The 12,950-nt window shown below is 69.9% G+C and carries 6 protein-coding genes; all 6 read left to right on the plus strand.

Features of this window, described 5'->3' with window-relative positions:
* The first annotated feature begins 83 nt into the window (after positions 1-83).
* The 6 genes from ACFPU0_RS16205 (at position 84) to recD (ending at position 12,928) form a co-directional block, all read left to right on the plus strand.
* Positions 84-1,541 carry a sensor histidine kinase gene (locus tag ACFPU0_RS16205; RefSeq protein WP_377694202.1) on the plus strand — a complete coding sequence of 486 codons (1,458 nt, stop codon included), beginning with the start codon at positions 84-86 and terminating at the stop codon, positions 1,539-1,541.
* Positions 1,541-2,938: a sigma-54-dependent transcriptional regulator gene (locus ACFPU0_RS16210; RefSeq protein WP_377694204.1), complete on the plus strand. Its 1,398-nt coding sequence runs from the start codon at positions 1,541-1,543 to the stop codon at positions 2,936-2,938. Before ACFPU0_RS16205 ends, ACFPU0_RS16210 begins: the two co-directional genes overlap by 1 nt.
* A gap of 498 nt (positions 2,939-3,436) precedes the next feature.
* Positions 3,437-3,616, plus strand: coding sequence for a hypothetical protein (locus ACFPU0_RS16215; protein WP_377694205.1), 180 nt, complete (start codon positions 3,437-3,439; stop codon positions 3,614-3,616).
* 257 nt (positions 3,617-3,873) lie between these two features.
* A complete protein-coding gene (recC, locus tag ACFPU0_RS16220) occupies positions 3,874-7,275 on the plus strand; it encodes an exodeoxyribonuclease V subunit gamma (protein WP_377694206.1) in 3,402 nt (1,133 codons plus the stop codon).
* Positions 7,272-10,895 (plus strand): exodeoxyribonuclease V subunit beta, encoded by a 3,624-nt coding sequence (gene recB, locus ACFPU0_RS16225; RefSeq protein WP_377694207.1) that lies wholly within the window; start codon positions 7,272-7,274, stop codon positions 10,893-10,895. The genes recC and recB overlap by 4 nt, the downstream gene beginning before the upstream one ends.
* On the plus strand, positions 10,892-12,928 hold the full coding sequence (recD, locus tag ACFPU0_RS16230) for an exodeoxyribonuclease V subunit alpha (protein ID WP_377694208.1): 2,037 nt from the start codon (positions 10,892-10,894) through the stop codon (positions 12,926-12,928). Before recB ends, recD begins: the two co-directional genes overlap by 4 nt.
* Positions 12,929-12,950: the final 22 nt, after the last annotated feature.

The following is a 12,950-nucleotide window of genomic DNA, read 5'->3' on the forward strand; positions in this document are numbered from 1 at the left end:
GGTTTATGCAGCGGCACCTTCGACCAAGGCCGCCCGGTTGGCACGACGGGACAACCCCTCACGCAACGGATAGGAAGGCTTCCATGAGCGCTCTGTCAGTGATCTGGGATAGGTACTCGACCGGCAGGACCGGCGATACGCCACCCCCGCAGTTCAACCTGCTGCGCTGGTTCTCGCTGGTCAGCCTGGTGGTGATCGCCAGCGTGGCCATTGGCCTGGGCATCATCTCCACCCGCTTCGTGGTGACCGAGAGCATCGAACGCGACGCCCTGCTGAGCGCCCAGTTCATCCAGTCGATCGCCTCGGCCGAGATCCGTCATGTGGCCCTGCCGGCGAGCATGACCATGGGCGAGCTGCTGGATGCCCGCCAGGACGGGTACCACCCGCAGAGCATGCTCGAGGCACGGCAGCGGGCGCGCAATGAGTTCCTCGATCACCTCACCATGCTGCCCGACGCCTTGCTGGCCAACATCTACGGCGCCGACCGGGTGATCGTCTGGTCGACCAACCCGAACCTGGTGGGCAAGGACATGAGCGGCAACGAGGACCTGGAGCAGGCCTTCTCCTCGCCGACCCAGGTGGCCTCCAGTTATGACGAGGTCACCGGCGGGCGCAGCGAGCAGAAATTCCTCCGCGCCCCGCGCACCCTGTTCATCGAGAACTACATCCCGCTGCAGGACGACGCCGGCAGCGTGGCCTCGGTGGTGGAGATCTACAAGGAGCCCCGCGACCTGGTGCAGCGTATCCAGCGCGGCTTCGTGCTGATCTGGCTGGCCACCGCCATCGGCGGCGGGCTGATCTACCTCGGCCTCTACTGGATAGTGCGCCGGGCCTCGGGCCTGCTGGCCTCGCAACAGAGCCAGCTGATCGCCAACGAAACCTTCGTCGCCCTGGGGGAAATGTCCTCCGCCGTGGCCCACAGCCTGCGCAACCCGCTGGCGGCGATCCGCTCCAGCGCCGAACTGGCCCAGGAACTGGTGGACCCGCCGGTGCGCAAGAACATCAGCGACATCATCGGCCAGGTGGATCGCATGTCGAAGTGGGTGCGCGAGCTGCTGATCTCGGCGCGGCCGCTCTCCGGTGACTGCGAGGTGGTGGAGCCGGTGGCGGTGATCAGCGAGGCACTGCACGGCTTCGACCAGCAGATCCGCCACTCCGGCGTGCGCGTGGAGTTCCATGCCGAGGCGGCGCCGGCGGTGGTCAGCCACCGGGTGCTGCTGGCCCAGGTGCTCAACAGCCTGTTCGCCAACGCCATCGAGGCCATGCCCAACGGCGGCCTGCTGCGCATCGAGGTCAGGCCCGACAGCAGCGGCAAGCGCCTGCTGCTGGCCATTACCGACACCGGCCAGGGCATGTCGCGCAAGCAGGAAACCATGGCCTTCAAGCCCTACTACACCACCAAGCAGGGCGGCCTGGGCGTTGGCCTGGTGATGGTCAAGCGCATCATGGAACGCTTCGGCGGCCAGGTCAGCCTGACCAGCCGCGAGCGGGAAGGCACCCGCATCTGCCTGAACTTCAAGGTCGCGGGGGGGCGGGGGTGATGGAACACAGCGTGCTGATAGTCGAAGACGACGAACTGCTGGCCGGCAACATCCAGACCTACCTCGAACGCAGGAACTTCGAGGCCCTGGTCTGCCACTCGGCGGAGGAAGCGCTGGAACTGCTGCGCGGCCAGTTGCCCGATGTGCTGCTCACCGACAACTCCCTGCCGGGCATGAGCGGCCATGAGCTGATCCGCCAGGTGAGCGTCAGCGCGCCGCGGGTCAAGCCGATCATGATGACCGGCTACGGCAATATCGAGGACGCGGTGCAGGCCATGAAGGCCGGTGCTTTCCACTATCTGACCAAGCCGGTGGCCCTGGCCGAGCTCAAGCTGCTGCTGGACAAGGCCCTGGAGGCCCAGCGCCTGGAGCACAAGCTGGATTTCTACCAGAGCCGCGCCGCCCAGGACGCCGGGCTGGCGGCGCTGATCGGCGAGTCGCCGGCGATGCTCGAGGTCAAGTCGATGGTGAGCCAGTTGCTGGACGCCGAGAGCCGCATGGTCGATGCGCAACTGCCGGCCGTGCTGATCGAGGGCGAGACCGGCACCGGCAAGGAACTGATCGCCCGCGCCCTGCATTTCGACGGCGCGCGGGGCAGGGGGCCCTTCGTCGAGTTCAACTGCGCGTCGATTCCGGCGCATCTGCTGGAGGCCGAGCTCTTCGGCCACGAGAAGGGCGCCTTCACCGACGCCAAGGACCGCCGCCTCGGCCTGGTGGAGGCGGCCGATGGCGGCACCCTGTTCCTCGACGAGGTGGGCGAGATGGACCTGGTGCTCCAGGCCAAGCTGCTCAAGCTGCTGGAGGACCGCACCATCCGCCGCATAGGTTCGGTGAAGGAGCGCAAGGTCGACCTGCGCATCATCAGCGCCACCAACTGCAACCTGGAGCAGATGGTGCAGCAGGGCCGGTTCCGCCGCGACCTGTTCTTCCGCCTGCGCATCATCTCCATCCGCGTGCCGCGCCTGTATGCCCGGGGCGACGACATCCTGCTGCTGGCCCGGCATTTCCTCAGGCAGCACGGCAAGCGTTACGGCAAGCCGGGGCTGCAGTTCTCCGCCGAGGCCGAGCACCTGCTGCTCGGCTACAGCTGGCCGGGCAATGTGCGCGAGCTGCGCAACATGCTGGAGCAGACCGTGCTGCTGGCCCAGGGAAACCTGGTGACCGCCGCGCAATTGCACGTCTGCCCGACCCTGGTGGCGGAGCCGGGCGGCCGTTACCGCGACCCGGCGAACGGCCATGGCGGCGAGCCCGAGGCGGAGCGCGACATGGTCATCCGCATGCTCGACAAGACCGACTGGAACGTCACCAAGTCCGCCCGCCTGCTGGGCCTGACGCGGGACATGCTGCGCTACCGAATCGAGAAACTGGGCCTGGTCAGGCCGGATCGCCATCACTGATCCGCCACCGGGCTCCGGCGCCCGGCGGCGCCGCTGTTCCCTAGCAACTCCCTCTCGCCAGTATGGGAGGCGGAGATCCTTGTGGCCGGGCCGCGATCCTGCTCGCATCACGGCATCGTCCACCGGGGCCGGTGCCCTCACACTGGTCCCGATTTCTTATTCCAGGCGCGGCGGCTGGGCGCCCCACCTCTTCTGCACAGGTTCAGGCGCTGACCAAGCATCAGGATCGCTGTGCCCTGTCCGGCGTGAGTCACTCCTCTCCTCTTCAGGGGTGAAGAGGCACGTTTTCGGAAGCACCGCTTCCGGTGCCGATGAACGCCTGAGCGCGAAGCGATCGGGCTGGGGCGCAGGGCGGGGGCCGGGGGTGAGGGCGGTGTCAGGCATGCTCGGCACCGCCGGGTCGCCATTCGCGCCCGGCCCTCGGTCGCACCTGCTGAACGATCCCCGGCCTGTGTTACTCAAATGCTTACGGACCCTGTCGGTCGGAAGAGGTGCAGCATGAGCAGTGAACGAAGCAGCGGCATTTCCGGGAATGACAGCAAACGCCAGCCTGAAGTGCCGCGCTGGCTGATCGACCCCGATTGCGTCGACCTCGAACTGGAGCGCGACCCGGAAGATCCCCTGTTCGACCCCACCCTGGACGATGCCGAAACCTTCCGGCACTCCCACAGGGGATGAACGAGAATTGTTTTTGCCGGTAGCGCTGCCTGACTGACTGGTGGCAGAATGCAATCAAGCGACACGGACGTCACCCATCTCCACCGCGCCCATGGGCGCGCCAGACAGAACCCCCGAGGGCCCAGGCCACCGGGGGTTCTGTCGTTTCAGCGGTCGACAGGGCTGGGGCGCGGCCGCCATCTGGGCTAACCTCTCGGCGCCGTGCCGGCGTCCCGGACCCGCCGGCAAATTCGTAAGTCTTTCCCAGGAGCTCGCAGATGCAGCAAAGCCAGGAGCTGTCGCCCGGCATGATCGTCATCCATGGCAACCATCTGGAGGAGCTGCGCGCCCTGACGGTGGAGTGGATGCGCCGCTACCCGCTGCGCCCGCTGGAAGACGAAGTGCTGCTGGTGCAGAGCAACGGCATCGCCCAGTGGCTGAAGCTGGCCCTGGCCGGGCAGGATGGTTGCGGCATCGCCGCGGCGTTGCAGGTGGAATTGCCGGCGCGGTTCCTCTGGCAGGCCTATCGCACGGTGCTGGGGCGTGAGGCGATCCCGCAGCAGTCGCCGCTGGACAAGGCGCCGCTGACCTGGCGCCTGATGCGCCTGCTGCCCGCGCTGCTGGCTGACGAGGCTTTCGCCCCGCTGCGCCGCTTTCTCGCCGACGACCAGGACATGCGCAAGCGCTACCAACTGGCCGAGCGCCTCGCCGATCTCTTCGACCAGTACCAGGTCTACCGCGCCGACTGGCTGGCGGACTGGGCCGAGGGACGCGACCGCCTGCGCACCTCCCGTGGCGGTGAACAGCCGCTGGACGATGCCTCGCGCTGGCAGCCGGCACTCTGGCGCGCCCTGCTGGCCGACGTCGGCCATGAGCACCTGGCCGAGAGCCGCGCCGGTGTCCATCCGCGCTTCATCGCACGGCTGCGCGAGCTGGATGCGCCACCGCCCGGCCTGCCCCGGCGCATCACGGTGTTCGGCATCTCGTCGCTGCCGGCCCAGGTGCTGGAGGCCCTGGCGGCGCTGGCGCGTTTCAGCCAGGTGATGCTCTGCGTGCACAACCCCTGCCAGCATCACTGGGGCGACATAGTCGAAGACAAGGACCTGCTGCGCCACCAGTACCGGCGCCAGCAGCGCAAGCCCGGCCAGGCCGGCCTGCCCGGCGATGACGAACTGCACCAGCATGCGCAGCCGCTGCTGGCCGCCTGGGGCAAGCAGGGGCGCGACTACATCAACCTGCTCGACCAGTACGACGACCCCGAGCGCTATCGCGAAGAATTCGAACGCATCGACCTGTTCAACCCCGCGCCGGCGGACAGCCTGCTCGGCCAGTTGCACAACGACATCCTCGATCTGCGCCCGGTGGCGGAAAGCCGCGCCACCTGGCCGGCCGTCGACCCCCGGCGCGACCATTCGCTGCGCTTCCATATCGCCCACAGCGCCCAGCGCGAGGTGGAAATCCTCCACGACCAGCTGCTCGCCTGCTTCAACGCGGACCCCGGCCTGCGGCCGCGCGACGTGATCGTCATGGTCCCCGACATCAACACCTATGCGCCGCACATCCAGGCCGTGTTCGGCCAGTTCGGCCCGGAGGATGCGCGGCGCATCCCCTTCACCCTGGCGGACCAGGGGCTGCGCGGCAAGGAGCCGCTGGTGATCGCCGTCGAGCACCTGCTGCGCCTGCCGGACAGCCGCTTCAGCGTCAGCGAGGTGCTCGACCTGCTGGATGTCGCGGCCCTGCGCGAGCGCTTCGCCATCGCCGAGGACGACCTGCCGACCCTGCGCCGCTGGCTGGAGGGCGCGGGGGTCCGCTGGGGCCTGGACGCGCGGCAGCGGGAGGCGCTGGGCCTGGGCCAGGGGCTGGAGCAGAACACCTGGCGCTTCGGCCTGCGGCGCATGCTGCTGGGCTACGCCGTGGGCGGTGCCGGGGCCTACGCCGATATCGAGCCCTATGACGAGATCGGCGGCCTGGACGCGGTGCTGATCGGCCCGCTGACACGCCTGCTGGATGCGCTGGAACGCCAGCTCGAGGCCCTGCGCCAGGACGCCACGCCCAAGGGCTGGGGCGAACGCCTGCGCGCGCTGCTGGAAGACTTCTTCCGTCCGCGCGGCGAACGCGACGAAGTGCTGCGCAACCAGCTGCTGGACGCCCTGGACGGCTGGCTGGAGCTCTGCGAGGCCGGCGGCCTGGACGAGCCCGTACCCCTGGCGGTGGTGCGCGAAGCCTGGCTGGGCAACCTCGACCAGGGGCGCCTGAGCCAGCGCTTCCTCGCCGGCGCGGTGAATTTCTGCACCCTGATGCCGATGCGCGCCATTCCCTTCCGCCTGGTCTGCCTGCTGGGCATGAACGATGGCGATTACCCGCGGGTCCAGGCGCCGCTGGATTTCGACCTGATGGCCGCGGACTACCGTCCCGGCGACCGTTCCCGCCGCGAAGACGACCGCTACCTGCTGCTCGAAGCCCTGCTGGCGGCGCGCGACCGGCTTTACGTCAGTTGGGTGGGGCGCAGCATCCGCGACAACAGCGAGCGACCGCCGTCGGTGCTGGTCGGCCAGTTGCGCGACCATCTCGCCAATGCCTGGACGCTGGCCGGCGAGGGCGAGCTGCTGCACGCCCTGACCACCGAACACCCCCTGCAGCCCTTCAGCCGCCGTTACTTCGGGGATGACCCGGCGCTGTTCAGCTATGCCCGCGAATGGGCCTCGTTGCATGGCCAGCCGGTCGACAGGGCCGAGCCCGGCGAACTGCCGGCCTGGCAGGACGGTGGGCAACTTGGCCTGGAGGCGCTCCAGGGCTTTTTGCGCGACCCGGTGAAGTACTTTTTCACCCGCCGCCTCAAGGTCCATCTCGACGAACAAGAGCAGGCGCAGCTGGACAGCGAGCCCTTTGCCCTCGACGGCCTGCAGCGCTACCAGCTGCAGGATGAACTGCTGAAGGCGGCGAGCCTTACCCAGGCTCCCGAGGACGCCCTGCTGGCAGCCGCCGAGCGCATGCAGCGCAGCGGCCGCCTGCCGCTCGCCGGCTTCGGCGAGCAGTGCCGGGCATCGCTGGTTGAGCCGCTGCCGGCGCAACTGCGACTTTACCAATGCCTTTGCGCCCGTTGGCCGCAGCCGGTGGAATCCCCCCGGCTGCTGGACTTCGCGGAGGGCGAGGTGCAGCTCTCCGGCTGGCTCGGCGGGCTGCGCGAGGGCGCCGATGGCAGCCTGGCGCGCATCGAACTGCTGCCCAGCGACCTGGCCGGGGAGAAGAGCTGGAAATGGCATCGCCTGCTGCGTCCCTTCGTCGGCCATGTGGTGGCCGCCGCCAGCGGCGTGAACCTGCGCAGCCTGCTGGTGGGCGCGGATTGCGCGCTGGAGTTCGCCCCGCTGGATGCCGAACATGCCGCGACCATCCTGCGCACCTGGCTGCAGGCCTGGACCGAGGGTATGCGTGCGCCGTTGCCGGTGGCCCTGAAGACCGCCATCGCCTGGCTGCAGGAAGCCAATGAGGACAAGGCCCGCACCGTCTACGAAGGGGGCTACAACCTCACCGGCGAAGTGACCGGCAGCGCCAGCCTGGCGCGCCAGTTCCCCGATTTCGCCGCGCTCAGCGCCGATGGCGCCTTCGCGCAGTGGAGCGAAGTGCTCTACCGGCCGTTGCTGGACAGCCAACCCACCGCCATCGAGGAGCCCCAGGCATGAGCCGTCCCCTTGCCCTGAGTTTTCCCCTGCACGGCAGCCGCCTGATCGAGGCCAGCGCCGGGACCGGCAAGACCTACACCATCTCCGCGCTCTATCTGCGGCTGATCCTCGGTCATGGCGGCGAAGCGGCCTTTGCCAATCCGCTCTTGCCGCCGCAGATCCTGGTGGTGACCTTCACCGACGCCGCCACCCGCGAACTGCGCGACCGTATCCGTGCGCGTCTGGTGGAGGCGGCCGCCATTTTCCGCGGCGAAGGGGAGGGCGACGGCCTGTTGCAACTGCTGCGCGACGACTTCCCGGCCGCGCAGTGGCCGGCTTGTGCCCGGCGCCTGGAACTGGCGGCCCAGTGGATGGACGAGGCCGCCGTCTCCACCATCCATGGCTGGTGCCAGCGCATGTTGCGCGAGCACGCCTTCGACAGCGGCAGCCTGTTCAGCCAGACCCTGGAAACCGACCACAGCGAACTGCTCGCCGAAGTGGTGCGTGACTACTGGCGTCAGCACTGTTACCCGCTGGAAGGCGCCGCGCTGGACTGGGCCGTGCGCAACTGGGGAACCCCCGCCACCCTCGGTGCACGCCTGCGTCCGCTGCTGGGCGAAAGCGAGGCGGCTTCGGCACAGACCCTCGGCACCCTGCTGGACCTGGCCCTGCAACAGCGCGAGACGGAACTGGCCGCGCTCAAGGCGCCCTGGGAACAGTGGGCCGACGAATTGCAGAACCTGCTGGACGCCGCCGTGGCAGCCAAGCAGGTGGATGCGCGCAAGATCCAGGCGCGCTATTACCAACCCTGGTGCGACAAGCTGCGGGCCTGGGCCACGGGCGCCGATGCCCAGCTGGAACTGGGCACCGGCTTCAGCCGCCTGACCCCCGATGGCCTGGCGGAAGCCTGGAAGGGCGACGCGCCCAGCCACCCGGCGCTGGACGCCATGGTGGACCTGAAGGCGCGCCTCGACGGCCTGGCCGACCCGGGCGAAGCGGCGCTGCGCCATGCCGCCGCCTGGGTGCGCCAGCGCTTCGACCAGGAAAAGCGCCAGCGCGCGGAAATGGGTTTCGACGACATGCTCACGCGTCTCGACGCGGCCCTCTTGAGCGAAGGCGGCCAGCGCCTGGCCGAGGTGATCCGCCGCCAGTTCCCGGTGGCGCTGATCGACGAGTTCCAGGACACCGACCCGCTGCAGTACCGCATCTTCGACTGCCTCTACCAGGTGGAGGCCAACCGCGACGATTGCGGCCTGTTCATGATCGGCGACCCCAAGCAGGCCATCTATTCCTTTCGGGGGGCGGATATCCACACCTACCTGCGCGCGCGCCGCGCCACCGCCGGCCGGCACTACAACCTGGAAACGAACTTCCGCTCCAGCCAGGACATGGTGGATGCGGTGAACGCGGTCTTCCTGCGGGCCGAGCGCCGTGAGGGCGGGGCGGGCGCCTTTCTCTTCCGCGACGACCTGCCCTTCATCCCGGTGGCTGCCCAGGGCCGCAAGGAAGCCTGGACGGTGGACGGGCAGGCGCAGTCCGCCCTCAAGGTCTGGCAGCTGGCAACCGACGAGCCGCTGGCCAAGGGGGCCTACCTCGACGCCTTCGCCGCTGGCGCCGCCAGCGAGATCGTGCGCCTGCTCGACCTCGGCCAGCAGGGTCGCGCCGGCTTCGCCAGGGGCGACGAACAGGTGCCGCTGCGGCCGAGCGATATCGCCGTGCTGGTGCGCGACTTCAACGAGGCCCAGGCGATCCGGGGCGAACTCGCCGCTCGCGGGGTGCGCAGTGTCTACCTGTCGGACAAGGACTCGGTGTTCGCCGCCCGCGAAGCCCGCGATCTGCTGCTCTGGCTGCGCGCCTGCGCCGAGCCGGACCAGGATCGTCCGCTGCGCGCCGCCCTGGCCAGCGCCACCCTCGGCCTGGACCTCGCCGAACTGGAGCAGCTCAACCTCGATGAGCGCATCTGGGAACGGCGCGTCATGCAGTTCCGCGACTACCGCCAGCGCTGGCAGCGCCAGGGCGTGCTGCCGATGCTGCGCCAGCTGCTGCAGGACTTCCACCTGCCGCAGCGCCTGATGGGCCGCGCCGATGGCGAGCGGGTGCTGACCAACCTACTGCACCTGGCCGAACTGCTGCAGCAGGCCGCCGCCGAGCTGGATGGCGAGCTGGCGCTGATCCGCCACCTGGGCGAACTGCTCGGCGGCGAAGGGCAGGCGGCCGAGGAGCAGGTGCTGCGCCTGGAAAGCGACGAAGCCCTGGTGCGGGTGGTGACCATCCACAAGTCGAAGGGCCTGGAGTACCCGCTGGTGTTCCTGCCCTTCATCTGCGCCTTCCGCCCGCTGGACGACAAGAAGCCGCTGCAGGTGCATGACGGCGAGCGTCGCCGGCTGGTGCTCAGCGCCGACGACGATACCCTGGCACGCGCCGAGCGCGAACGCCTGGGCGAGGACCTGCGCCTGCTCTACGTGGCCCTGACCCGCGCCCGCCACGCCTGCTGGCTGGGCATCGCCGACCTGAAGATCGGCAACGCGAAGAAGTCCCGCCTGCACGATTCCGCCATCGGCTACCTGTTGGGCGGCGGCGAGGCGCTGGCCCAGAGCGCGGCGCTCGGCCAGTGGCTGGCGCCGCTGGACGACCTTTCGCGCAGTGAAGTACAGGCCGCCCCCGAGGCCACCGGGCAGCTCTACCGCCCGGCTGCGGTCGAACGCGCCGAGCCGGTCTGGCGCATGCCGCAACGCAGCGCCGCCGAACACTGGTGGATCGCCTCCTACAGTGCCCTGCGCATGGAGGAGGGCGACCTGCCGCCGGCGACCCGGCATGACGACGCCGCGCCGGACAGCCCGGCCATGCAGAACTCCACCGACGACGAGGGCCCCGAGCTGGCGCAGGCCCAGCTGCCGTCGGGCGCTCGCGGCCTGCACCGTTTCCCCCGTGGCCCCAACCCCGGCACCTTCCTCCACGGCCTGCTGGAAATGGCCGCCGACGAAGGCTTCGCCCGCCTGGCCGAGGCACCCGGCGAGCTGCGCGAGCTCCTGGCGCGGCGCTGCAACCGGCGCGGCCTGGAAAGCTGGATCGAGCCGCTGCACGAATGGCTGCAGGCGCTGCTGGCCCAGCCGCTGGGCCTTGGCGCAGAGCCGTCGGCCAGCCTCGCCAGCCTCGACCAGTACCAGCCGGAGCTGGAGTTCTGGTTCGAGGCCAGCCGCGTCGACGTGATGCGCCTGGACGCCCTGGTGCAGCGCTTCGAATTGCCGGGCGTGGCGCGCCCGCCGCTGCGGCCGGACACCCTCAATGGCATGTTCAAGGGCTTCATCGACCTGGTGTTCGAGCATGACGGCCGTTACTACGTGGCCGACTACAAATCCAACTGGCTGGGCGCGGACGAGTCCGCCTACACCTTGGATGCGATGGCGGCGACCGTGGCCAGCCACCGCTACGACCTGCAGTACGTGCTCTACCTCCTGGCCCTGCATCGCCAGTTGCGCCTGCGTCTGCCGGACTACGACTACGACCGCCACGTGGGGGGCGCGCTCTACCTGTTCCTGCGTGCACCGTCGCGGGGGATGTATCTGGCCCGCCCGCCGCGGGAGCTGATCGAAACCCTGGATGCCCTGTTCAAGGGCGAGCACGAGGAGGCCGTGGCATGAGCCAACACCTGTCCCTGGCGCTGCGCGAGCGTGGCGAACTCCTGGTCCTGCTCGCCACCTGGACCGAGCGCGGCTGGCTGCGGGAGCTGGACCGCGCCCTGGCGCTGTTCTTCGCCGAGCTGGACCCGAGCGCGCCGCCGCTGCTGATCCTCGGCGCCGCCCTGGCCAGTCACCAGCTCGGCCAGGGCCACGTCTGCCTGGACCTGGCCGCGACCCTGGCCGACCCGGACTTCGCCCTCTCCCTGCCGCCCGAGGGCGAGGAGGCCGAGAACGCCGCGCTGCTGCCCTCGCAACTCCTGGCCGGCCTGGAGCTGGCGGAGTGGCTGGCCGCCTTCGCCGGCAGCCCGCTGCTGGCGGCGGGCGAGGAAGCCGCGCCGCTGGTGCTGGCCGGCCAGTGCCTCTACCTGCGCCGTTACTGGGACTACGAGCGCCGCGTGGCCGGGCGCATCGCCGAGCGCCTGCGGGCGGCTTCGGCGGCTCCCGGCGACCTGGCGCAGCGCCTCGGCACGCTCTTCCCCGAGCCGCTGGTGCTGGATGGCGTGCGCCGCACCGACTGGCAGAAGCTGGCCTGCGCCCTGGCGGCCCAGGGGCGCTTCACCCTGATCACCGGTGGCCCCGGTACCGGCAAGACCACCACCGTGGTGCGCCTGCTGGCGCTACTCCAGGAAGCGGCGCTGGACGCCGGCCAGGCGTTGCGCCTGAGCCTGGCCGCACCCACCGGCAAGGCCGCCGCGCGCCTCACCGAATCCATCGGAGCCCAGGTGGCCTCGCTGCCGGTGGCCGAGGCGGTGCGCCAGCACATCCCCACCGAGGTGACCACCCTGCATCGGCTGCTCGGCAGCCTGCCGGACAGCCGTCACTTCCGTCACCATGCCGGCAACCCGCTGCCGCTGGACGTGCTGGTGGTGGACGAAGCCTCGATGATCGACCTGGAAATGATGGCCAACCTGCTCGACGCGCTGCCCGCCCACGCGCGCCTGATCCTCCTCGGCGACAAGGACCAGCTGGCCTCGGTGGAGGCCGGCGCGGTGCTCGGCGATCTCTGCCGCGACGCCGAGGCCGGCTGCTACAGCCAGTCGACCCGGGCCTGGCTGGAGCAGCAGAGCGGCGAGCGCCTGGACGACCCGGCGCTGCGCCCTGGCGATGACCACCAGGCGTTGGCCCAGCGCATCGTCATGCTGCGCCATTCGCGACGATTCGACAGCGGCTCCGGCATCGGCCGCCTGGCCCGCGCGGTGAACCTCGGCGACGCCGGCACGGCGCGGGCCACCCTCGCCGCCGGCAGCGCCGACCTGCACGCGCTGCGCCTTGCCGACGAACAGGACCGCGCCCTGGAGCGGCTGCTGCTGGACGGCCTGCCCGCTGCGGGAGAGCGCCCGGTCGGCTATGTCCACTACCTGGAACGGATGCACCAGCAGCGTCCGGCACCCGGTGCCGACGAGGACAGCTGGCAACGCTGGGCCGCCGGCGTGCTTGCCGCCTTCGAGCGCTTCCAGCTGCTCTGTGCGGTGCGCAAGGGGCCCTGGGGCGTCGAGGCGCTCAACCAGCGCATCGCCGCAGCACTGCTGCGGCGCGGCCTGCTGGCCCAGGACCACGGCTGGTACGAAGGCCGCCCGGTGCTGGTGACCCGCAACGACTACAGCCTGGGCCTGATGAACGGCGATATCGGCATCGCCCTGCGCCTGCCGGAACCCGTGGATGTGCCCGGCGCCGAACCGCGCCAGGTGCTGCGCGTGGTGTTCCCGCGCAATGACGGCAGCGGCGCCCTGCGCTACATACTGCCGAGCCGCCTGGGGGCGGTGGAAACCGTGTTCGCCATGACCGTGCACAAGTCCCAGGGCTCGGAGTTCGCCCACTGCGCGCTGATCCTGCCCGACACCCTCAACCCGGTGCTGACCAAGGAGCTCGTCTACACCGGCATCACCCGTGCCCGCCACTGGTTCAGCCTGGTGGAAAGCCGCGCGGGAATCTTCGAGCAGGCCGTGCAACGCCGTGTCGAGCGCCGCAGCGGATTGCGCGAGTCGCTGGGGTGACAAGACGATGGAGGTGATCCCG

The organism is Pseudomonas sp. GCM10022186 (genome assembly GCF_042656385.1).
Classification (GTDB): Bacteria; Pseudomonadota; Gammaproteobacteria; order Pseudomonadales; family Pseudomonadaceae; genus Metapseudomonas.